Below are 23,995 nucleotides of genomic sequence, written 5' to 3' on the forward strand. Positions count from 1 at the left end.
TTTGATTTACTATCATCTAACCTGTAATTAAAGGTGGCAGCAAAGATAAATGCATTATTCACAAAAACGGCCATAATTATTTCCAGCTAACTTAAACACATTATTTTTTCTTTGTTTGGAAGTTTTTCAAAGTCAAAATCATATCTATTGAATTATCATAATTTAATCTGCATTAGGTATCGACCATAATCTTCAAACTTATATGAGAAGTCAGGCTCTGATAATTTAGCTGGTTTTATCACTAATACACTAGTCCCATCTGGTTGACGGTTAACTTCCCACTTATGGTTACATCCAGACTTTCTAATAGCAAAGCAGTTGTCATCTCTAGGGAGCCATTGGTTTGCATCAGCTTTTACACCGCAACAAGGGCAATACAATAGCTCTTCGAATCTTTCGGTAGCCTCAACAATAGCACCAACTGCTTGATCTAATGAAACATCTCTACTGTGTTCCTTCTTAAATTCTAATAGTTTAGGTTTAATAGCTAGACATGGTTTTATTATGGTGACGCTATTATTTTCAACCTTCCAATAGCCATCTGCATTCGTTCTAATTAACATTTGCACGAGTGCTGACGGAGCTTTAGATATGGTGCTCCCAAGAGCTTGAAATGCTTGCCTGACTAACCACTTCGAAATCAATATAGCTAGCTGTTCTAATGAATAAAAATTAATTGGCGAAGTACAAAGATGATGTTCACTCATTTCTGCAACATCACCAAAAGAAAGCAATACCCTTTGGTTGCTTTCCATCGCCACAGTGTCTGATAGGTCAATATTGTTAGTGAAGCATGGAACAAAGCACAAACTTTGTTTAGATGCTTTTAACACAATTTCAGAGGCAGCTGTTACCTCAAGGTAGATGGTCTGATTTTCATTTCTTTTAAAGTAATTTGGTGTCAATTCATTAAAACCAAGTTCATGCAGCGTTCGATTCACTAAGTCACAACAATACTGCGAATATGCAGCGGAAAGCTTCTTATTTCGTTGAAAAATTTGCTTAGGGTCGAGGTTATTAGATTGCTGAGTATCCAACCAACTGTTCCATAACCTTGCTACATGACGATAATGCTGGTCATGTGACAAAACGTTTGTCATATTTAATTTAAGTGATACATGAACCTTGTTGGCCAAAGAAAGATACAAGCCTGAATGTTGTAATATTCTCACTCTTTTTAACATCATGGTTAGGATTTCAAGTGTTGCTATACCGTATACTGCGGCATCATCCACTTGTTCATTATCGGAAAAACCTTCCCCCCACAAGGTAAATATACTGTCTCTCAACTCAAAATATATATCTTTGGCACTCTGGAAATTCACTGCTTGCTTAAATATTTCTTCCAATTTTTTAACTTCTAAAATGCGCTTAATTAAATATTGCTCAATTTTACCCAGCAGTTTCACATACACTCGATTTTCATAGATATTGAGCTGATCTTCACTTTCTAAAGCGAGAATTTGTTTGGGGATCACACCTGTTAGTGTTCTGGTTTGCCAACATTCTGAATGAGAAGCCAGGTGAGCATTGGCAGAACTAGCTACTTTTTTAGCTCTGGATACAGGAACAAGGTGCTCTTTATAAATTAACTCCATTCTAGGCCGTCTGGCAATTTCTTGGAGATGTCCTTTTTTTAGGACATCAACTAGTAATTCCTCAAATTTAGTTAATTCAAAGCGAGCAAGTAATTTATCTGGTATGAGAAAAGAGCTATCTCTCCCCAAGTCAACCGCTTCTTGGTATGCGAGTATTGCACTTTCGATAATTTCTAATTCAGTCTCAAGCTTTTCCGTCTTTTCATTATGAATAAATGAGCCTACCTGAGAGCCAATGTGAAACTTTTCAGTTCCATCACTAATAAGAAAATCATCTGGCTGGATATTTGAATATCCATTAAAAATGCACGAATCCTGAGCCGCATATCTTCCAGACGTAATATTTTCAGGAAGCTGTTTTACTAACTTCCCGTTAAATCTGTCATACCAAGTAATCATCAAAGACTACTCTTTTTCTTCAATTCATTATTTAAGAGTTTCAAGCACGCTTCAGGTTTGGAATTAAAACCTTGAGTACGCCAAAAGTCGTTTAATGCATCAATAAGGTTTGAAATGTCTTCATGCTCAGTGTCATAACGGCCAGTCGCCTTACCAGCTCTTAACACCTTAGTTGCTAACATATGATCTAAGGCGAACCCCAAATCACTGCCACACTCAAGCATGACAGGTATAAATCTAACAAAATGCCGCTCTAGTCGATTGCCCCAACTAACATTGAATTCTTCCTCTAATATCATTGACAGCTCAGAGCCATCTAGTTCTTTTATAAGCTTAGTGACTTTAGAGTTATGTTTGTTAGCTGCCGCTTCAAAGGCTGCCTCTAGTGAATCAAAACTGTAAGTAACTGGCTCAAGATCTTTGTTGATTTCAAACGTATTCTTATGCCTAGGTAGCTCCATTACATGGGCACGGTCATAAGTTTTATCGGCGAACTCAAAGGTTGTTTCATCATGGTTAGCTGTACCAATAAACCAGAGGTTTTCAGGTATTTTAATTTTTCTCCCATCAATTAACTTTTCTGGCCCATTAGGCTGTCCTGTTGTCATTAACGTAAGAATTCGGTCTTTGGGGTCTAACTCTAAAGCTGATAAAAACTCAGCAAAATACTGTTCAGGTCTTGAAAGATTCATTTCATCCAGTAAAACGATGTATGGACGATCACTGTATGCCGGAGATTGTGCTTCATATAAAGCTTGCAAAGTTTCTTGCTCGTAAAACTTCTTCTCGAACGCATTAAAATGACCGATTAAATCTCCTTTATCACGCCAGCCAGCTTGAACAGATATGGTTTTCACACCTCCACCAACTGCTCTTGCAAATGCTTTTGCTAAGCTTGTTTTACCTGTGCCGCTAATCCCTTGTAGGATATGTAAACGGCTCATAGAAAGGCCAGCAATGAATAGCCAAATATCTTCAAGGCGATAGTACAATTCTTTCTGTTCATCAGCGTCCCAAGCAATACGATGTTGAAGGTCTTTAGCAAAGTCTGTTAATGAAGGAACAGTCTCTGTTATCCCTTTTGCTCTTAGTCTGCTATCAAGTTCTAATAGAGCTGGGAATGCGGCTTTAGCTTGTTGCTTATTAATTAAATCATCAACATCTTCACTTAACTGATCAACGTAAGTTTGCAATAGCTGGTTATGCTTCAATAAAGCTTGTTTTTGTTTCTCAACCTGTTCTAAGTCGATAACAGACATTCTACTTTTCGTAAGCTGCACTTTATTTTGCTGTAGCTCTGCATGAGCATTATTGCATTCTTGCTCTAATGCTTCGTAGGTCTTTTTTAGCACTTTATAATTTTGTTCAAGCTGTTCACTAGGCTTCTCATCTAACTCTAAGAGAAGCTTATTTACAGTTTGTTTGTAATGATTAAGTTGCTCTAAAACCTCTTGCGGAGTATCGTCACCAAATTGTCTCTCTATATCTTTAAATGAGCTCAACTTTGCGAGTAACTGCTTTTCACCCAGGTCATATTGAGCAATTTGCTTTTCGAGGTTTTCTTTCTGATTTTCCAGTGAAGATATTTGATAAATAAATTCTTGTTCGATTTCACCTTTTAGTGAAGCTTTATAAATACTCGCTTCGTCATTAGTTAATTGTGCTTGCTTACGCTTTCTCTCAATTAATGTTTTTTCTTGATTTAATTGAAACTCTTTTTCGTCTAATTTTGCTTCTTTACAAGATAATTCTTGTAGCTTTTCTTCGAGCAAGACTTTTTCTGCTTCATTCAACGATTGTTTGGCTTTAGTAAGCTCATCAACTTCTTTTTCTAGTTTTAACCTTTTCTCTTCCAATGATTCGCGAAGCTTATTTTGCTTCTCTTCAAACGATTCAAGCATTTCCATGTGCTTAGCCGCAAAACCACTCTCAGCATCTAGTTCTTGCTCTTTTAGCTCTTCGAGCTTGTTGGCAATTTCAGCCCTATCTTCTGCATTCTTCTTTTTGTTCGTTAAAAGCTCTTTAGATTGCTTATCTAATTCTTTTTTTTCTAACTCGATTTTCTTTTTAAGTTCTTCTACCGACTCTTCTAATTGCTTTGACCTTAATAAACTTTGTTTATTATCCGCTTCAGTTTTCTTGTTTTGCTCTACTAGCTTTTTTAGTTCGCCAACCAAAGTTTGAATGTCGTTGCCATAAGATTCTGATGCTTCTTTTTTTTGCTCTTCACTCGCTGCATCATGTGACGTTTTTGCTAGCTTGAGCTTTTCAGCCATAGCGCCAAGAATTGTACCGTTATCACTTTCTGTTAGGTTATCTACAGCAGCTAATGCACTATCTATTTTATCCGCTGCTGAATTTGATGGATTTGTTGCATTTGCAGCTACAGGCTGCTTCCGTGCTTTGTTTCGTTTTGCCATTATTTACTTCCTAAAATTCTTTCTAAAACTTTTAATAATTCATCTACTGAATTGAGGTGATTTATAGCCTCTTCTTTTGTTAAAACTTCGCCACTGGCATGACTGGCTTTTTGATTTCTGTCATCAGCAAGCCTAATTGCATTGTCTAACCAGTTAGGCAGTTGCATTGATAACTGCTCTACAACTCTGGGAAACGTTAATAACATCGCGGCTAGCATAGGCTTTAATGATTGATTACCCCTTGTCATTGCTGACTGAACATTGCCCCCTCTGACGGTTGCTAACCTTTTCGCGGTATAGACACTAACTCCACTAACGCCTGAGTAAATTTGCTCAATCAGTCTTTTGTCATGCTGAAAAACAGGTCTATTACCGTTCCACCGCATAACTAAGACTTCCCAGTTATTATTAGCTTCATTAGGCCTCATTAAGGTTTTTAACCAAGCTTCGATGATTTTTTGCAACTCGCTCAACAATCCTTCCAAGATCTCTGGCCTAGGTGTTTGAAATTGTTCAGCCTGGTTTTTAAATCGCAGTGCTGCTAAGACATGCTTTTCTATCAGTGAATATTCTTGAACCCAGGGATAGTTAGATAACAACTCTACTTTTGCTTGTTCCTCAAATAGCTGTTCTTGTTGCTTGTAATTGAGCGTATGTTTATCTTCAGCGATACCCATCACCTCATCTACTCTAGAAGCAAAGTGCCGATTTGATTCTAACAACTGTTCTGCACAATCATTTAGCTCAGGAAGAGTTTCCGTTAACCCTGTGGGATCAGATAAATACCACGAGCGCTCACCAGAAATTGTTGAAAATAGCTTAGTGTGGATAAACGCTGCAATAGGTTCAGGCTCAATAAACTCAATTGAGTAGGTAACTTCTAACGCATCGTCAGATATATAAAAATCAGCTTGCTTTAACTGGTTCAATACTCTGCGATAGGCTCTTAAGCTAGTGCTCATTTGGTCTGACGTTGGCGCTTCCGGCTGAACAGTATTATTTATTAACAAAGGCTTTACTAGCTTTCCTGAGCCTTTACTTCGAACAAATTGAGGAAAGCGCTCATTAAAATCCATACCTTCTATATGCGATAATGTCGGAAGTACTCTCGGCATCAACTTTCCCGTTGTCGCATCTTGAAGTATGTAATAGCTTGTTTTCTCGTTTGTAGACTCTTCTACACCTAAAAATAGCTTATTGGCCTTTTCTGTAAGACTCCAACTATCAAGGTAATCTTCATTAGTTAACTCAGCTAAAATGTGTCTGATAAGCTCTTTATCTAAATTGCTATATCTACATAGTTTTTCGTTATCACGACACCCAGCTAATATAAGCTTCAATACCAACGTCTGAAAAATATTCAAACTCGGCTTACTTTTAGGTGCAGCAACACGCCATAAATAAAACGGCCAAAAAATATCTTTTTGACTTTCGTAATACGTTTTTTTAGTTTGCCTACTTTTTAAGTAGCAAACATCTTGAATATCTCTATGTATAATCATGACTTGACCTCACAGAGTTCGTGAATAAATGCCCACACTTGTGGAATAGCTTTTTCGGCTGCCTCACCAGAAAACATCGATTTATCACCAACAACTTTAATCAAGCTCTTCGCTCGACTAAACGCCACGTTTAAACGGTTTGGTGTACGAATGAAGCCATATTTTTTTCGGTATGCATTCTCATCTGATGCCGAAAAATCATTTGAGCGAACCGTTGATAGAATCACCACATCAAACTCTTTTCCTTGGAAAGCATCAACAGAGCCAACTCGAATTTTTTCTTCTCCTTCTTTAGTAGTTTTAAAGCCAGGTAGATACTCCCAACCATCTTTTGATTTTTGGCAAATACCTACTTGGGCAAGCTTATTTAAAATTAACTCTCGCTGTGCGGCAAAGAAGGTAATGACACCCACACTTAAATTAGGATTCTCTGCAAACAGCTCTTGCACTTCACTAACAACTTTTTGTGCTTCACAATCGCGTTGCCAACTAGTCCCTGAACGCTGTTCTTTGCCAGACAGTAATGGCAGGTCAATCCACTCGGCTACTTTATCTTTATACTTAGCAATGCCGAGATCGAAATCACCTTCGCTTAAGCCTGCTTCAAGTTTTGGCTCCCCCTCAGCTTCATAAAACGAGCGACTAACAAACCCACCGATATCTGGATGCATCCTAAATTGAGTATCCAACATCACAGTTCGTTGAACTCCGTCTTTGGCTTGACGAGCCTTTAATTGCTTATATAATCGCTCGAAAAGACTCATTTTGATTGCTTTAGCAGTCTCTTGTTGCAAGTCACCTGCTTCAATCATTTCTTTTTCAATCTCGGGTTCTAACATTTGCGGTAGCTGAAAATGATCTCCTACCAATACGATTCGCTTCGCTGCCAAAGACATTGGAATAAACAAATCAAGTGGGTTTGCTCTAGCTGCTTCATCCACGATGACCGTATCGAAGGTAACGTCTCCACCAACTTCATCTAAAGAAGCATTAATTTGCTCTTTATACTTTACAACCTGCTGACCCGCAGAGCGTTGACATGATGCACCGATTGACGTTGTGTAATCTCTAACACTTTTTGCAAGGTAATTCGGTTGATACTTGATTAAGTCTAAATATTCCTCGATAACATCAGGTATTCCCGCTGCACAATTCATTGCATGCTTAGCGATAACTTCATTCAATTGATGGAGCGTTGATATTTCATCTTTTGAAAGCTCAACTTGTAACGACTTAGGTCGGTAATCGGGAATTAAATCATCGAGTAACTTATTTTTGATTTCTCTGAGTTTTTCAAAGTCTTCAGCACTGAGAGTCAGCTTTTCTATAATTTCTTCGAGAATTTCTACTTCTTCTTCATATCGCCCCATTCTGCGTAAAGCGGATAGACACTTAAAAGACTGTTCATAGCCATCATCGTCATACGCTCGCTCAGTCGTTCGTAACCCTCTCACTTGGCTTAGTAACAATGGGCTAGAGGTTGCTTTTTTTTCATCGGCTTGAGTGACAAACTGTTGCTCAAGTTTTGCTTTCAGAGACTGGGGTATATCAAAACCGTGGTTTATCCTAAGATTATCAATATCCTCAAGAAGACTTTTTATCCGCTCGTTTTTTTGTTTTTTATCTACACGAGAAGCTAAAATAGTCGCTATATCCTTTCGAATATTTTTTATAATTTTATAACTGCCTTCATTTTGAGCTAACTCATTCGCAACTTCAGTTAAATTGCTTGTTTGTTTCTGGCTCCACTGCTCTAATAGATAAGGGGCGCGAGTATTGTCATCCGCTCTAATAGCCGGAATACCAAACGCCTCGGATCTAGCGATGACATTATCCACTGCATCATTTTGATAGCTAGTAAGCAGTATTTGTCCCGTTAAATTGCTTTTATGCTCTTCTGCCAACCTATTTTGTAGCGCACTAATAACTTGGGTTTTTCCCGTACCTGGAGGGCCGAGAATTAACGCAATATCAGGTGTATTTAAAGCAACATCTAATGCTTCTATCTGCTTTGCCGTTGGCTTACCTTTAAATGACCTTCTCGCAGCAGCGGTTAACGGTTTCAATTTATTTTTGGCTTGTTTTTGCCTAGAAATACTAAAGTCTTGATCTTCAATTAACAGACGTAGGTCCTTCATTGGATTCAAAAAGCCTGTAATAGAATCTCTTGCTTGCTCCCGTCGTTGCATCTGCACAATTGAGCCACTAATCGACAAATAAATAACTCCTTTTTCTTCAGGCTTTCCGTAAGAGTTTAAGTTGAGTGTTATGTACTGATTAGTGTGCCCCGAAAATTGAGCAGCAATACTCTCTACATTTTCATCCTTTTCCAGCCCTATATCACCAATATTATTCTCTAACCAGCTAGGCAAGCGCTTGTTTATCTCTAACGTATGGTTAGGCTCTTCTCTTAAAATAGCGGCAAGCTGTTTAACTTTTTCAATATCTTTTTCTTGAAAGTAAAAATTCCATTTCACACCATCAACTGAGTCTTCTTTATCGATTTTGATATATCGAACAAAGCCAGCATTATTGGCTAGTTCCACCGCTTTTTCTTTAACCTTTTGGTTATATTGGTTCCATAAGTTTATGTATGTTGAATTATCTCGGTTTAACTCCTCAAGTTTTTGTTTAATCAATGGATCATTGATTCGAGCAACTGCGGTATAGTCAACAAACGATAATTCACAATCTATAGAACTCAAATCGAACTTCACTTTACGGCGCAATTTCTTAACCGATTTCGCCCACATCCTTTGATCTGGAGTATATTGCACTTCAAGCAAGCTAGTTTTACCTACAATCGTTAACCCTCTCTTTTCAGCAATGCTTGCACTACTGATCGCAGTTAACACTTTCGATTGGTTATTAACTTGGAGTACAAGCTCGCTTTTTAGCCACTCTGTAACGCTATCAATGTCTTTGTTTTTTAGCTTTGCGAGTTTAGCAACTTGCTCAATAATGTTTTCATCTACAGAAACTTGCAGCTCATGAAAATCTAAATTATTTGGTAAGCAGGGGATTGCTTGAATAAGCACCTTATTTTCTTGTTTAGAAATCGGTATCCAAATAAAGTGCTCAATGTCACCATAGCTATCAAATACTTCAGCGTTAGTAACCTGTGCCAAAAGGTCATTTTGCTTAATAAACAGCTCGTCATGGATAATGTGAAAAGAGATATCTTGTTCACAATCAAGCGCCGAAATAGCCCCCTCTATAGCAACTTCAATAATCTTTTCTTGAGTTAAATGTTTTAGATCTTGTGTATTCATCAGCTCACCACCTCAACCTGAACAGGTTAACTATTTGCGGCTCAGGGATCTCGACAATTGGCTTAATAATTAGCCATTGATTAGCTCTTGTCGAAGCCGATATTGGTGTTTTCGAGTTAAAGGTTTGAAGTTTGTTTTTCCCCATCCCCATCTCAAAAGATTTAGCACCTATTGGCGTAATCTCTAAACCCTCTTTGGTAAAGCGTATCGACAGTAGCTCTTGTGATTCAGACCAGTACATAGAACCAGGACAAGAGTTTTTGAGTACAATGGTTTCGCCAATATTAAGCGTTTGGTGATACCCCGTATCAACGTATGTGTCGTAAATCGTTGTGTTAGGTAGATCTAGAATTGATAAATCTTGGAGGTTATTACGAATATACAAGACCTGGCTGTTGTTCATTGAGGAGCCACAGAAAGGACACTCTAAATGGCCGTCACTCACCAAGAAATTAAAAGAAGCATTACATTCGCTGTTTTGGCACTTAACTAGCATATGCGTCAGCTGTTCAAAGACTTCCGCCCATTCACTTAAATTCGGTCTGGCTAGCGGATCGGTTTTACCCGCGTTAAAGCATTGCTCAAATAAATTAGAAAGAGGCTTTAGCGCAACCAGCTCTAATGGAATGCCTTTAGGGTAATCTTCATCTAGCGCATTTGCATGATCAGTTGGATGGTATATCCAAGGTAACTCACCCGCAAACGCTCGCTCTTCGTCTTCAGGTGTACCATTTTCAACAGCTTCACCAATAAATGGATGGTTAGTTGTTAATAGCTTAATCGCGACGATTGCAAAGCTCCATGCATCCGTTAGCGAGGAAACAAAGCTGTCGCCATTAACAACTTCTGGTGCACCAAAGCCTGGGCTAAAAATGCGGCCAGGCTTGCCTTCTTCATTAACCAAAGAGTCAAAACTTTCTCGTTGATTGACACAAATGTTGTCACAGTCAATCAACCACACTTCAGAGTAATCAGGGTTTTCTGAAACAAAAATATTAGCCGGAGATAGGTCTCCGTATGCTAAACCTCTTGCATGAAGGTCTGACAGTGTTCTGGCAAGCTTTGCCAAAATAGTCATTCGACGTTTTAAGCCACCCGTTGATAAGTAATGCTCTGGTGAACCCTCCGCTGCAATTAACTCTTCAGTTTCATTCATTAGCGATTCTAGAGGAATTAATCCGTCCATCAGCTCCATTGCATAACCAAAGTTATTCCCTTTCATGGCAATGCGCGAAAATGGCTTAGCAATGTTTAATTGCTCTAAAGGTTGTCTCATTAACCAATGAACATGCTCAAGCCAATTTCTTTTTTTATCTTTATCTCGCTGCGTGCTCATTTTAACCAGCACGTTATCAACCTGAGTTGTACAAACCACTCCCTGACCACCTTGACCTATCTTTTTGACTAACTCAAACTCTTGACCAAAAGTATCGGCTACAATGCGTTTTTTTGTTTGTTCACTTGTCATTTGTTTATAACCATTAATGCGAGGGTTTTATCATCCGTGTGATTCGGTGTACCCCAGTTCCTAAATTCGTTTTTTAACCAAGACTTAGCTTGCCTAACACTCTTGCCCTTAGTGCTTTCAACAATCGAATTTGCAAAGTCCAGCTCCATACCTTGGTGCAGATCTTCACTAATGCCGTCGGTCATAAGCGCAATCACATCACCTACACTCAATTGCTGCTTCGTTACCTGCCAGTCTGAAAACTGTTTAGATTTACCTAAGCCTGTAGTGATGTTGCCAAAATCATTTGTATCCGAATGCTCTGTTGTCTGTTGCGAAGTTAAAATTAAACCGTCACCTAACTGAAACGTTCTTAGTTCTCCGCTATCAGAAACCCAAGCAATCAAACACGTTGTCACTGCATCCCTGGCTTTAATATCGCCAAGTGAGTTCAACCACATTTGGTAAACTTGCTTAATAAGCACTTTACTTTCAATGCCGAAATCAACAGCCCTAATCACACCAAATGCAGCTAGACATGCTTGTTTTGATCCCACTTCCGAATGAGGCTTAGATCCCATACCATCACAAACAACTGCGAGCCAACCGCTTGGCACCCTTTTTACTAGCACTGAATCTTGATTGGGCTGACCATTTAGTAAATGACTAGGCCCTATGACAGAAACACTTAGGTGACGAATATTTACCATTGGCCTTCTAAATTTAAGCCTAAATCGTCGTCATCGTTCTCTAACTCATCAAAGTTAATCGGTACAAATTCGTTAGGGGTTCTACTCTGAGAGCGAGCTGTTACGCTCATTGTGACAACTCTGAAGAAACGATGAATATCTCTTGCTTCATTAGCTTTAAATACTGGCGCTTCTAAGTCATTATTAAATGCCTCAAGAACATCAATATTAGCTTCAGCTCCTATCGCCATTGCAAAACGACTGGCTTTTTGACCGCGTTCACTTGTTGTTAAACGCTCTAAACCTGCCTGCCACGCGTCAGTTGGAATACCGTCTGAAAGTAAAATTAATACAGGGCGATAATCGCGAGATGTGATCAGTTCTTTATCTTCAAGTACCTCGGTTGCTAATTCAAAAGCATGTCCCATTGGTGTGCGGCCGACTGCATCTAGAGGCTGCATAGCTTCTATTTCAGATGCTTTAGCAAGTGGTAGATGCATTTCAGCCTTATCACCGCCAAAGGTAATTAAGCCCACTTGAATTTCAGCTTGTCGTGCTGATTCTTGTCTAAATGTAGAAACCATGTTCTGAACAGCTTCATTAAGCGCGGCGATCTTTCCACCTACCGACATACTGCCACTGGTATCTGCTAAAATAATGACAGGGAGTGCTCTTGCTTTTGCTACTGCGAATTTTTTTAAACTCATTTTCTATCCTTTTAATTTTGATTGACTTTATGCCAATCAAACTTCAATTAATGTAAATGTTTATGATTATGCTTATACGGACGGACTTTTCTTAAGTCCTTGTTACGGAAAGTAGTTAAAACAGTCCCTTTTGATGACATAACAAGTTGAATTCCATTCATCTTTTTTAACTCTGGTTCAATGTCACCGTATTTTTTAATTTCCTTATTTCCAATCACATGATAAACCGCACGTCTTGAATGAATTACTCGTCCATATTTATAAGCTAGCATTACCTGCTTTTTTGATATGCCCCTTTGTCCCTCTCTAACCTGAGCGTGTTTACTATTGGTTACTTCAGGTAATACAAAAAATCGATTATCTTCTGTGACAATAAAAGCCATTACGTTTTCCTCATATGATTAGATAATCATTTAATGCGAAAACCAGACCAAAATTAAAAACAATAATTACAATCACTTAAATAAAAAACCACTTATAGAAAGTAAGCTTTAGTACATTAAAGTACGAAATGGTAATTTTGTTTACCATGTCGTACTTGTGCAAATGATTAACAGCTCCATACCTCATCTGATAAGTAAACAAGGGCCCGCCAGTTACTGACTCCAAATTACGAGAAGAAAGAAACTGAGAAAGCCATTGAGATGGAGTTAAAAAATTATTTTGCACAGGGGATTCCCTCATCAATTGATGCACAAGCTTTATAAAAAGCTACGGGTAGAAGGATGATTGGCTCGTTTGATATTTTTATTATCCGAGCAAAGCTATAAATAGAGGGGTAACGCTGGGGTATTATCACTGCAATTCCTTTTTACTGCTTCCCGACCTTGGGATAGTTATATACTACTAGTGTTAATCTACCATTCATTTTACTCAAATCAAGTGGTTAAGTGATTATTGAGACAAATCACCTTTTTTGAAGCTCAGTTAAGAGCAAAACATGCTCTTAACTGGTTTTTGTTTATTACTCTATAGCAGCTATCTCATCCAACATAGGCATACCACCATGCGAGAGGCCTTGCAGCTCACCACAAATTGACATCATTTGCGCTGTGATACCTGTAATTTGCCCTTCACGCTTTTTCCAGATCCTTTGCATTGCGTTTCTTTCTTTATCAAGTTCAACTTTCATTTGTTCTTGATGATCTACAACAGCTTTTAAACGATGAACAAATTGAGGACTGCATATGTAATCATAAATAGCTTCCATTTGTTCATTTTTACCCGCACTAACCGTTTTTTGGCGCTGTGACTCTAAAAGTACGATTCTAAGCGCCTCACTAAGCCCTTTTGCTAAAGCAGGTTTAACTAACCAAACTCCATCAACCATTAACATAGGTGCATTTGTATTTGCAGGAAATACGGTTGTTACTAGCACTCCAATATCACCAGCAGCATTTTGTACATCTGTTTTAAGTTTGCTGACCCAGGCGTTTGACCAATTTTCAGCTCGCTTTGTTTCCCAAACTATTTTTCCGCATACAGTACCCGAGCGCATGCAAACCGTTTGTATAACATCTGCGCCTTTAGCTCCTTTTTTTACAGGTTCAATAAAATCTACTGGGTATAACTGAGCCAATGTAGTCTCTAGCTCAAGCTCTAAAACTTCACCTTGTAACTGTTGTGACCCTTGCTCTAGCTTGCGCTTAAGGTCGTTATTAGCTTTGGAAGCATCATCAATTTTTTTACGGTACTCAGCTTCTATCAATTTGAACTCATTTGCAGCATCATCACGAAGTAACTGCTTTTGCTCTTCAACTTTACGTGCGAATTCAAGCTCAAAGTTTTTTTGTTTATCTTCAAGCTCTGTTTTAGCTTTTCTGAGTTTAAGCTCTTCGTTTCTAAATTGATCTAATTGCTCATCTTTAGATTTAATTGACTCTTCTAGGCTTTGTTGTTCTAAACTGACAGCCTCTCTCACGCGCTGCTCTACTTTTGCTTTTTCAGATTCAATCTTAGCATTTAGTATTTCTGCACTTTGCTTACTATCTTCTAACTGCTCTTTTAATTGGGTTAATTGCTGCTGAAATATTTTTGACGCTGATTTTTCTGCCTCTTTTGTGGCTTGGGCTTTAAAGGAAGTTAATTGCTGGTTGAGTAGTTGCTCATACTCGTTTTCATGTTGCTCAATTAAATGCTTTGCTATCGCATCTTTTACATGAAAATCAGTATCACAATGAGGACAGGTTATTGAATCGTTTGCATTAAGGATAATTTTAGAAGTCATGGCTAAGCCTTATAATAGTTAAATACAAATAAACTATTACAAGCTTAATGCCAAAATATAAAGCACTGTTTTATAAAGATTTAATTAAATAACTACATTGTGAAATGGTAATTAAATTACTTTTATGTGAATAAAATTACCATCAAATGAGCTATAGATATAAATTTATTTATTCGTTAAGTCCTTTCGTAAATTTGTGTTCTGCTCAAAGTTTGAACGGCTTGATAAAGAGCCATATTAAACACACTTAACTCGCCAATTACCCCAGGACCGATATCTGCACTATAAATTGAGAGTGAATTTCTAAAATCAATTAAATTCACTTCAATCTTATTATCAACTACAACCTGAATATATTGGCTTTTATTCACTTCGTTTACACAACTAAGAAACTCACTAGAATCCACCTCAAATAGCACACCTAAATACCTACATAGTTCAAATGTGTGCCTGCCTTCAATAACTATATCGTTATTTAATACTGCATCTATAAAGTCTGGTGCTAACTTATTAAGTGGTTCAAGTGCATGCTGATGATTTTTAACTAAGCTAAAAAATACATCATGGAGACAGAGCAAATGCTGGTACACATAAGCCGACATTTTCACCTGACTTTGAAAAGGTCGCTTAAACATTGCTTGAATGTTTATTTCTTGTGTTAACTCAACGCCTGAATTTAGCTCTAATACTAATTCATGCTTAGCATTTTGCTGTCTAACTTTAACTGCTCTGACGTAAGGCCTAACAAAAGTAAAATTAAGTTCAATAAACTCTTCTGTAATGTCTATTTCTATAAATTTTTTATCATTACTAATAATTGACGCAATATCTAAGCTCTTAAAAAAATCAGCTTCAGATTTAACGTCTATAAGTTTACTTTCTAATTGATGTATTTTGCTTTGTTGATCTTCAAATCTAACTGTTAGTTGACTGATAACATCTTTTAAACCTAGCTCATCAATTAATGTTTTAGCATAAACTTTATCTTTATTATCAAGTAAATCTATTAACCAAGTTTCATTGCTTTGAAATAATGTATTGTTAGCAACGTTACCAAACTTATTTAATATGCTTAGGTTTCTAACTGTTGGGTTATTTTTGTAATTCCAATACAAAGTTCCCACATTGCTGCAACCAACATTATCTAAATCATGTACTCTCAACTCTTTGATCATTTCTTCTATTGGTTGCATCGACTGCTCCACTCGCAACGTTAATATTAAATAAAACCGATATTTAAACAGCTCAAATCTATTCTTTTTTCACACTTAGCTTGTATATCAAAAGGCACAACCCACAGCTTCAATTTTCCGTCTTTGTAATTAAAACTATGCTCAAACGGGTTTTCAAGCGCTTTTGTTTTAGGGTAAATAAGGACTAAATTACCTTTACCATTTAAGTAAGTATGACCGTAACCAAGCATCTGATAAAAATCGGCCTGAGAAAGCCCAAACTTGTCTTTTCGTTTAGAGTTTTGCTCGTTTATTAACTTCCATTTTGTATCAAGCACAATGTCATTATTTTTATTAATATCACCTTTGCGTGAAATATATAAATCCGGTTTTAGTAAAAAATAAGGTGTATTGCCATAATCAACTAAAGACTTAGTACTCACCTGAGCAGATACCTCACCTAAACCTGTAATATGCTTTTTTAAATACTGAGCAACAAAGCTTTCAAAAACCGCCTCCATAGGAAACAACAACGAAAATGCATTACTTTTTCCTTGCAATGTTAACGGAGAAAACCCATCAATAATTAGCTTTGTCCAGGCAAGTGGAGCTTCGTAATACTTCATTCCTCTATCTAGCTTAACGCTGGCAAAGTCATTTTTTACATTATTACTTAGTGGTATGTCTGCAAAAGCAAATAACAGCTCTTGCAGTAGCTTTTGGTTATTAGCACTGCGGCAATAGCCTTTCACCTTTACAAGTGCGGTGTGTATTAATCGATTAACCGGCCTGTCTTGTAAATACTCTTCGTACTCAACATAAAACTTATGTTTATTAATAAAGTTATGCTTAACTTGTTTACCTACCAAAAGCTTACCTTTTAAAAAGGCAACGTTATCTTCTTTTAGTACATAGTCACTTTTAAGCCCGCGCTTTATTAAAGTATTTACAGAGGCTAAAAACTGGCTAATAAAAACCTCTAGTAAAGATATTTTATTTTCAGCTAAATTAGCGTTATTAGTTTGTAAGTGCCTAAACTGCTTAAGTGATTTAAGCATCATTAGTAATGACGCGCGCGAGGCGCTGTCATCACTATTTTTAGCTACTTTAGGCAATACCTCTATTTGGGTTCCATCGGGTGTGAAAATCACACCAGCATAGTTTTTAACTTGTAATACTTCACAGTTATCAACTTGCTTTAAGCGCATAAATCGGCTTTCTGATTCATCACATAAACATAATTTTTTTAAATAGTTATATGCTTCTCCAGAAATAGGTTTTATCTGGAGCGATGCTTTTACTTTGTCACTTTCATCATTACCTAAATAGCCAAACTCAAAAACAGTAGTTTGCTTTTTTACTGCTAGCATTATGAATTGCTCGTTTCAGACTCTATACCTGTAACGGTCTGCTCAGCCAAATTAGGTTCTTTATCTGAATTAGCCGATTTGTCTTGTTTTTCTAATACCGACGCATCATAAATGGCTTGATAAGCCAATGCCTGGTGCCATGCTCCACTTTCGTCATTAAAGTCAGTTAGTTTGTAGGTAGTCTTTTTATCGTCGTAGGTTTCTAAACCATGTTCTTCACCGAAAATATCATTGTATGAAGCAGTATGCTGTTGAATAAATACAAACTGGCTCTGTGCATCGGTCTTTTTGCGGTTATCCCCCAGAACTAAACGTATTTTGTTCCAATCTTCAAAAAAGTATTCTTCTAATAATGGGATAATTTTATTTTTAAATATACGCTGAAGCTCACTAAAAGCTTTAACGTCACTATTTTCCTCACCGCTATTCAATGCATCTAGTACTGGCATAAAGAACGCATGTCCTAAGGTATGCTCACGATCATAAAGTACTTCAATTCGTTCATTCATTGTTAAAAGCAGCTTAGATAGATTCAACTTAACACCGTCAATATCTAAGCAATATGGCATACCGCTTTCATCATTTAAGACACGGCAGTCAGGCATCATTTCTATAAAATCAAAACGACGTCGCAATGCAGTATCCATCATCGCTAACGACCTATCAGCCGTATTCATAGTGCCAATAATATAAAGGTTATCAGGGACTGAAAATGGATTTCCAGAATGAGGTAAAGTTACTTTTAATGTTTCTAGATTGTCTTTTCCGGCTCGCTTAGTTGGCTCAATAAGCGTAATAAGTTCACCAAATATTTTTGAAATATTACCCCGATTAATCTCATCAATAATTAAAACATAATTATCTTTAGTCTCTGGAACTGGCTTCTGGCCAAATGATATTTCATTTTTTTCCATAAGCTGAAAAAAGTCAGCCTCTGTAAACCTATCAAGCTCGTAAACTGTTTTTTGAACTAGGTTGGTATTATCATTTAAAGAATGAATATCAAGGTCAAGATCTGTTTTCAACCATTCAACGGGTAGAGTATGGCGAAAGTCATTTCTATCTAAAATCCCTTGTTCTTTATATTCATAATCACCCTTAACAACACCAACAGCCTGAATAGTCTTCGCGCTACTTATACATAACAGTAAGTCACCTTCATTAATTGCAGAACAAAACTGAGTAATAGTATTTTTATTTTGGCTAGTTAGCCCTTCAAAGTAAGCATTTTCTTCAGGAGAGCGCTCATCCTGTGCCATATCACCGGTATGCCCCCAACCAATTGCAGCCACTTTATTTTCAAAACAATAGCTTTTAATCGCACCAGGTTTTACACCATCAATAGATATCTTCCAAATTCTCGGATTTGCATTCAGTTCGAGGCTTTTCTTAATATTTGTGTTAGCAGCATCATCACTGATTTTTTTAAATACACCTGGTAGAACTTTATATTCTATTTGCTTTTCTTCATTTGTAAGAGCACGCAACCCCTCTACAAACTCTTCATAACCATAACTTTGGTGGAATGTTACAAAACGAATACGATCATCATCTACAAGAGATTTGTAGAGCTTTATGAGCTCTTCTCTTTGTGATTTTGCTGTACTCAATGCGAGGTTTCTTTTTAGCGCTTCGTATTTCTCTGGCTCAGCGGCTCTTACTGAGGCTTCAATTGTATGGTAAGTCTTACCTGTTCCTGGAGGGCCATATAGGATTTGGTTTAAAGGAGAAGGTTGTATCTCATTAGCACATTTATCCGTGTCATTTGTCATAGCCATATCTGAACCCTTCTCACTTTTAAAATAATTAATTGGAGTATTTTTACTACCTTCCATTTTATGTCTAAGTTTACTTTTTATGCTGTCTAAAATAGAGCGAAGCTGATCAATGGTTACTAGATTTAAGACCCTATTTTCTTCTTTTACAACACCTTTCTTTAAAGAAACTCTCAAAGCTTCTTTAGTAAATTTTATTGTGATTTGTGGAGTCCCATCAATTTCTTCTGAAGTCTTAATCCCGAATCTAAAGGCATGATTATAATTACCTTTTTCGTTATTAATTGCGTAACAATCGCATTGTGGAAAATACTCACGAATCAAATTAAAAGAATCAACAAACAATTTTTTTTGTTGATCGCTTTTAGATAATAAAAATGTCTTACTGTTGTCATCCATACATATTGTTAAAAACTCTTCAAATTCCATTTTTTATCCTTTTATTTTGCGTGCGTTGTACAAAAAACACCTTTGCAAATAAATAGCGATGCGTGTAATACATCGCTATTTTTATAATTTACATTCTATAGTTCGTTTGAGTTTTGCTCGTTTATTAACTGTTAACAGCTCTCATAGTTTGTTAGTCAACACCATCTATTGTTAGCGCCTTCCATCCCCATGTTGAGCGCTTTTTATTAAAGTTTAAAATGGCTTTACCTCTAACAATAAGCCCATCTTGAATATTAAATTTATCGACAAGATTACGGTCAATAAATACATCTGTATCAGTGAAGCCAAGCCCATTTGAAACACGCACTGCCTCGCTAAAAGGTTTAAGAATTTTTAAGCTAGGAGCCTCACTAGTACTGTAAATTTCTACAGAGTAATACTTAATGCCATACTTAGTTTTACTTTTAGATAACTTGACCGAGATTGAATCCCCCACCTCATACTTTTGAGACAACCGAGAAAAAGGAATAACAGTGTCTACATCCCTATCAAATATCACGTGTATTAATTTTTTATCTTCATTAACATTATCGACAACACCAACAACTAAAGAAAAAACATCCCAATGGGAACCACCTCTTTCTTCAAATTGAAATGCAGTAAAGTGATTCGTTGTTGGATCTAACTCGCCTTTAAACTGTATAGGCGTACCTTCACTAAATTTATTAAAAGGAAATCTGCGCTCTGGTAGAGTTATCTCTGTTGGAAATTGGTTGGCGGAATTATAAAGGTATATTTTTCTTCTTTTTTTATTAGGTTTATCAGGTAACGAAAATGCCCCACCGAGGCTTGCTTTTATCCACGGCAAGTTTTGGAAAAGTACTTCTTCAGCTTGGCTCGCAAACTTTTTATATAAGTCATCATTATTTTTGGTGGCTTCAGCATCATGAAACCAAGGTTGGCTTAAAAACTCATTAACTTTTTCAGGTATGGCCCATCCCTCTTTATTTCTGCCTTCAACAACTGAGTTCACTTCATACTTAGCAGCAGAAAAATCTTCCTTGTCGGTTAATAAACGCGCCAGCTTCAACCTTAAATTAGCAATAAATTTTTCTTCAGGATTGGATGATAAAGCACGGCAATAACAATTAAACGCCTTATTAATATCTAAGTTTATTTGTATATCACCTAATAACTCCCACACCCAATAGTCGCCAATCTTTTGTTTGGCCACTTTAACAGCAAGTTCAAAGCTACTTTGGTAATCACCTAATAGGTTTAATGCTCTAGCTTTATTTAATTCTAACCAGATTTTCTCTTCTGATGTTTCTAAAACTTTATCAATCAGAGGCAACATCTTAGATAACAAATCAAGTTCACTCTGTTCAATAGCTTGTTTACTCGCATGTTGTATAACTTTAGCCGCTAAACTCGGATATACCTTACCTGTATTTCTATCGTGATATTCTTCAAAGTCCTCATCACGAAGGTTCTCTATACCCCATACTTTAATAAAGCCCACTAAACTAAAGTTATTTTCCTTGGTTAATTTATCAGCAACGCCTAGTGCTAAAGAGTGTAATAATGAAGGTTTTTCACAATTAAGTTTTAAATAATCATTAAGTAATTTTTTAACAGCAAATACATTAAGGTTTTCAGAGTTAAATTGAAGCTTAGTTAATCTATAAAGCTCCCAACCAATGTTCATCATTATTTCTTGGTTATCAGGCTGCTCATGAAGAACTTGCCTGTAGATGTTTATAGCTAGCTGATGTTGACCGTCTTTACTGGCTTTTTTGGCTTTTTGTAATTCTTTATTAGCTGGGTTTGATAAGTTATTAACAAAAGCAATTTGGTCATTTATTATTTTATCGCTTGGGTCAAACGAAAGATTATTTAGCTGAGTAAGATAAACATTTACCGCTTCAAAATTGTTGGCTTGTGATTCTCTTTTTACTAAATCAATCAAACACCACCCTAAAGCTTTAACGTTCCATTCATCGTTTGGTAAAGATTGAACCAATTTAAACCCTATTTGATAAGCCTCATTTAAATCGCCAGCTTTTCGTTTGGCAAATACATCTTTACTTGTGAATGATGCCGAGTTGTTTAAGGTGTTACTCCCATGATTAATGCTGGCCATCTTAATTCAACGCCTCTTCAATCAGGTTTTCAACTGTGTCTAAAAACTCTAGTGAACTAGAAAGATTTTTCTGGCCCATAAATTTAGTAAATTGGCTTTTGCCATTGTAATAAATATCAACTACAGCAATCTCATTAAATTTTTGAAAACAATAACGCTGAGCAAAGCTTCTGGCTCTCACCTCAGGAATAGAAATATCATTAAGCGTAAATACTTCTGATAATTTTTCATGAAATTCCTTCAAAAACGCTTCAGGAAACTCTAACTGCGAAGGCTTGGTATTCGTATACCCACTTATCAATATCCCCTCTAAATGGTTAAGGCGTGCTTTTATTAACTCATCTAACGGGCCATCTTGATTAAATGCAATTGAGCTAATCTTTTGTCTTGAATTATAAGCAATGCGTGCAGTAGCATACTCTTCAGCAAGCTGAAATAAATACACTTCCTGATACTGGTTATGAGTTATATTTTGTATCTCTACATTTGTGCCAATCAAAGCACTTTTAATCTCTGCAAATAACTGCGCTAAAAACACATTACCTTCAGGTATATTAACGGTAGTCGCCAACTCTTGCTTGTCTCCTACTAGACTATCATTTGTTGTAGTGCTCATTGTGTTAACTGGTGTAGATGCTGACGAGCTTCCTCCAACCCTTTTAATTGTTGAGCCAAGCTTAACCATTGGCGGGTCAATAACATAAAGCTGAGACGAGGTACGAGTTATTGCAGTGTAAAGCCAGCGAAAGTAGTCTGGGCTCAGTGTTTTAAGGTGAGAACTGCATTTCACAAATACATTTTGCCATTCACTACCTTGTGCTTTATGACACGTAATTGCGTAACCAAATTTAACTTTAAATGCGTTAAAGTAAGGGTCAGATAACAAAGCCATACGAAACTCATTGCGCTTAGCTTTTGCGCGCAAATCAGCATGGCGATTGCAAAAATCAACGTATAACGCTTTGTGCTCGTCGGAGCTTAAAGCTGGTTCATCGCTATAAAGTAAGTTTTCTACAATTTTAGATCTAAAAAAGCTAGCGTTCCCATATTCATCCCTAAAACCAAGTTCAACATCTCTAAATTGCAGTTCAACACTAATGGTAATGGTTTCGCCGTCTTCTCCTTTTTTACGCAATACAACGTTTCGTATTTCAGGCGCAGACAAAACTTGCCTTACCATGCCAAATTCACCATTGGCAATGACCTTCTGATTTATATAATGATTGGCAACCGAAATAATTTTATCGCCTGAAACCACTTGCAGCTGAGATGGGAAAAAGTGTTCCCTCACTACTCTATTATATTGGCTTACTTGAGCATTAGAAGACGCAATTAAAATAGCGTTTTTAGTATTTGATATCTTATTGTTACAAACTTTCAAAAAGGTTTTTAACAAAACATCCGATGTTAGCGCCTGTACATCTAGATTATTAACTTGAAACTCAAGTTTATTAAATAAGTTTGCGTGCATAGCTTCACGTAAAATTCGCGCATTATTCATTACGCCGCTTTCAGCTTTTTGCCTAACCACTTCCGACAATTCGCACTCTTTTGACGCTAAGCGATATTTATCAAATATATACCGCTTACTTAATGCAGGTGAAAACCCCATACCTACTGGTGGCAACTGTGCATTATCGCCAATAAATATGACTTTTTTCTGATGATCGTTATGATCGAGATTAATGTAGTTAAGTAAATCTTTTAATAAATAGCCTGAGCCAAAACGAAAGAACTCTGAATCAGAATAGGTATCAGACAACATCGATGATTCATCAATAATGTATACAGCCTCAGATGTACTCTGATTAACTTTTATTTCGGCATAGCACCGAAACGTTTCAGACCCTTCTATCCCCTCTAATTTATATTCTTTAACGTTTTCATAATTATAAATAACACGGTGAATAGTGGACGCAGCTTGGCATGTTTTATCACTAATTACCTTTGCTGCTTTGCCAGTAGGAGCCATCAATTCAAATTGTCGCCCAATCGCATTAAGGTATTGCGTTAGTCCTTCAGTAATGAAGGTTTTACCTGTACCTGCATAACCTTTTAACAAAAAAACTGACTCATTACTTTTATTCAAAAACTCATTTAACTGCTCAACTAAATTACGCTGCCCTGTAGTTAGCGAGTGTTGTTTATAGCAATCAAATATGTTGATATTTTTGCGAGTTACATTCATTTGCAAATCAAAGCTAGTCGCTGACTCGCTGCTCGCTGCTTTAAACGCAGCTAACTCACCATCGTTATGCCTGGCAACAATATTCTTTTGAACCGTTTCAAGCTCTGTGCGCAATGCTGCTAATTCTGTTTCAGCATCTGCTAATGCCGCTGAGTTATTAGTAAGTTTTACTTGTAAGGCTTCATTTTTAGCAAACACCTCATTGTGATCGCTTTCAATAGGCTTTGGCTCAACATAATCAGGTAATTCAACTGGGCTATTGAGCATAGTTCGTACAAACCACTTGCCCACTAAAAAAGCTTCTTTAACTAGCCACAGAACCTGTTCAGTAGAGTGTTCAATATTGTCGTGCGCCGCTTTATTACCGTGCATTCTTAAAGCATGTAATTTGGCGATAATAGAGTGGTCTACAACATCTTTAAAATCATAATGATTTAAGCGTTTATACAAATCGGCTTGCGGTTCAATCTCAATCGACAAAATTGAATATATATGCCCAACCAATGACTCCGTAAAACATCTTAGTTTAACCAATGCAGCCTGAGGGTCACTGTAAACATAACCTTCTGCCGAATCTCCTAACTTTGCTAGCCTTGTATATTCTTTTTCTAAAAATTTAAAGTTTGAACCTGACATATCAACGTCCTTATTTCTTGGCCGAACTACTTTAAAACACATTCAGCTTTATTCATCACA

14 protein-coding genes are annotated in these 23,995 nt (G+C 36.9%); all 14 read right to left on the bottom strand.

Annotated elements, in window-relative coordinates; genetic code table 11:
• Window positions 1-155: 155 nt before the first annotated feature.
• Window positions 156-1,997, bottom strand: coding sequence for a DUF2357 domain-containing protein (locus tag H5159_RS15615; RefSeq protein WP_182780597.1), 1,842 nt, complete (start codon window positions 1,995-1,997; stop codon window positions 156-158).
• A complete protein-coding gene (locus H5159_RS15620; RefSeq protein ID WP_182780598.1) occupies window positions 1,997-4,417 on the bottom strand; it encodes an AAA family ATPase in 2,421 nt (806 codons plus the stop codon). The genes H5159_RS15615 and H5159_RS15620 overlap by 1 nt, the downstream gene beginning before the upstream one ends.
• A complete protein-coding gene (locus H5159_RS15625; protein ID WP_182780599.1) occupies window positions 4,417-5,919 on the bottom strand; it encodes a hypothetical protein in 1,503 nt (500 codons plus the stop codon). The genes H5159_RS15620 and H5159_RS15625 overlap by 1 nt, the downstream gene beginning before the upstream one ends.
• The gene (locus H5159_RS15630; protein ID WP_182780600.1) at window positions 5,916-9,191 is read right to left on the bottom strand and encodes a DEAD/DEAH box helicase; all 3,276 of its coding nucleotides are present in this window, start codon (window positions 9,189-9,191) and stop codon (window positions 5,916-5,918) included. The genes H5159_RS15625 and H5159_RS15630 overlap by 4 nt, the downstream gene beginning before the upstream one ends.
• Before the next feature lie 4 nt (window positions 9,192-9,195).
• Window positions 9,196-10,659 carry a serine/threonine-protein kinase gene (locus H5159_RS15635; RefSeq protein WP_182780601.1) on the bottom strand — a complete coding sequence of 488 codons (1,464 nt, stop codon included), beginning with the start codon at window positions 10,657-10,659 and terminating at the stop codon, window positions 9,196-9,198.
• A complete protein-coding gene (locus tag H5159_RS15640; RefSeq protein ID WP_182780602.1) occupies window positions 10,656-11,348 on the bottom strand; it encodes a PP2C family serine/threonine-protein phosphatase in 693 nt (230 codons plus the stop codon). The genes H5159_RS15635 and H5159_RS15640 overlap by 4 nt, the downstream gene beginning before the upstream one ends.
• Window positions 11,342-12,034 carry a VWA domain-containing protein gene (locus H5159_RS15645; protein ID WP_182780603.1) on the bottom strand — a complete coding sequence of 231 codons (693 nt, stop codon included), beginning with the start codon at window positions 12,032-12,034 and terminating at the stop codon, window positions 11,342-11,344. Before H5159_RS15645 ends, H5159_RS15640 begins: the two co-directional genes overlap by 7 nt.
• Before the next feature lie 47 nt (window positions 12,035-12,081).
• Window positions 12,082-12,417: a DUF4258 domain-containing protein gene (locus H5159_RS15650; protein WP_182780604.1), complete on the bottom strand. Its 336-nt coding sequence runs from the start codon at window positions 12,415-12,417 to the stop codon at window positions 12,082-12,084.
• 581 nt (window positions 12,418-12,998) lie between these two features.
• Window positions 12,999-14,261: a DUF2130 domain-containing protein gene (locus tag H5159_RS15655; RefSeq protein WP_182780605.1), complete on the bottom strand. Its 1,263-nt coding sequence runs from the start codon at window positions 14,259-14,261 to the stop codon at window positions 12,999-13,001.
• A gap of 176 nt (window positions 14,262-14,437) precedes the next feature.
• Window positions 14,438-15,454, bottom strand: a complete 1,017-nt coding sequence (locus H5159_RS15660; RefSeq protein ID WP_182780606.1) for a hypothetical protein — start codon at window positions 15,452-15,454, stop codon at window positions 14,438-14,440.
• Window positions 15,455-15,480: 26 nt separating this feature from the next.
• Complete coding sequence (locus H5159_RS15665; RefSeq protein WP_182780607.1) at window positions 15,481-16,803, bottom strand: McrC family protein; 1,323 nt, start codon at window positions 16,801-16,803, stop codon at window positions 15,481-15,483.
• The gene (locus tag H5159_RS15670; RefSeq protein ID WP_182780608.1) at window positions 16,803-19,007 is read right to left on the bottom strand and encodes an AAA family ATPase; all 2,205 of its coding nucleotides are present in this window, start codon (window positions 19,005-19,007) and stop codon (window positions 16,803-16,805) included. Before H5159_RS15670 ends, H5159_RS15665 begins: the two co-directional genes overlap by 1 nt.
• Window positions 19,008-19,158: 151 nt before the next feature.
• On the bottom strand, window positions 19,159-21,111 hold the full coding sequence (locus H5159_RS15675; protein WP_182780609.1) for a lipopolysaccharide assembly protein LapB: 1,953 nt from the start codon (window positions 21,109-21,111) through the stop codon (window positions 19,159-19,161).
• A gap of 1 nt (window position 21,112) precedes the next feature.
• Window positions 21,113-23,935 (bottom strand): ATP-dependent RecD-like DNA helicase, encoded by a 2,823-nt coding sequence (locus H5159_RS15680; RefSeq protein WP_182780610.1) that lies wholly within the window; start codon window positions 23,933-23,935, stop codon window positions 21,113-21,115.
• Between the last annotated feature and the right edge of the window lie 60 nt (window positions 23,936-23,995).

Origin of the sequence: Pseudoalteromonas sp. SG43-1, assembly GCF_014164415.1 — a bacterium.
Classification (GTDB): domain Bacteria; phylum Pseudomonadota; class Gammaproteobacteria; order Enterobacterales; family Alteromonadaceae; genus Pseudoalteromonas; species Pseudoalteromonas distincta.

Coding starts and splice junctions, on each gene's coding strand:
- H5159_RS15630 (WP_182780600.1), bottom strand. CDS start 9,191: ATGAATACACAAGATCTAAAACATTTAACTCAAGAAAAGATTATTGAA.
- H5159_RS15615 (WP_182780597.1), bottom strand. CDS start 1,997: ATGATTACTTGGTATGACAGATTTAACGGGAAGTTAGTAAAACAGCTT.
- H5159_RS15645 (WP_182780603.1), bottom strand. CDS start 12,034: ATGAGTTTAAAAAAATTCGCAGTAGCAAAAGCAAGAGCACTCCCTGTC.
- H5159_RS15680 (WP_182780610.1), bottom strand. CDS start 23,935: ATGTCAGGTTCAAACTTTAAATTTTTAGAAAAAGAATATACAAGGCTA.
- H5159_RS15625 (WP_182780599.1), bottom strand. CDS start 5,919: ATGATTATACATAGAGATATTCAAGATGTTTGCTACTTAAAAAGTAGG.
- H5159_RS15675 (WP_182780609.1), bottom strand. CDS start 21,111: ATGGCCAGCATTAATCATGGGAGTAACACCTTAAACAACTCGGCATCA.
- H5159_RS15660 (WP_182780606.1), bottom strand. CDS start 15,454: ATGCAACCAATAGAAGAAATGATCAAAGAGTTGAGAGTACATGATTTA.
- H5159_RS15635 (WP_182780601.1), bottom strand. CDS start 10,659: ATGACAAGTGAACAAACAAAAAAACGCATTGTAGCCGATACTTTTGGT.
- H5159_RS15650 (WP_182780604.1), bottom strand. CDS start 12,417: ATGGCTTTTATTGTCACAGAAGATAATCGATTTTTTGTATTACCTGAA.
- H5159_RS15665 (WP_182780607.1), bottom strand. CDS start 16,803: ATGCTAGCAGTAAAAAAGCAAACTACTGTTTTTGAGTTTGGCTATTTA.
- H5159_RS15640 (WP_182780602.1), bottom strand. CDS start 11,348: ATGGTAAATATTCGTCACCTAAGTGTTTCTGTCATAGGGCCTAGTCAT.
- H5159_RS15655 (WP_182780605.1), bottom strand. CDS start 14,261: ATGACTTCTAAAATTATCCTTAATGCAAACGATTCAATAACCTGTCCT.
- H5159_RS15670 (WP_182780608.1), bottom strand. CDS start 19,007: ATGGAATTTGAAGAGTTTTTAACAATATGTATGGATGACAACAGTAAG.
- H5159_RS15620 (WP_182780598.1), bottom strand. CDS start 4,417: ATGGCAAAACGAAACAAAGCACGGAAGCAGCCTGTAGCTGCAAATGCA.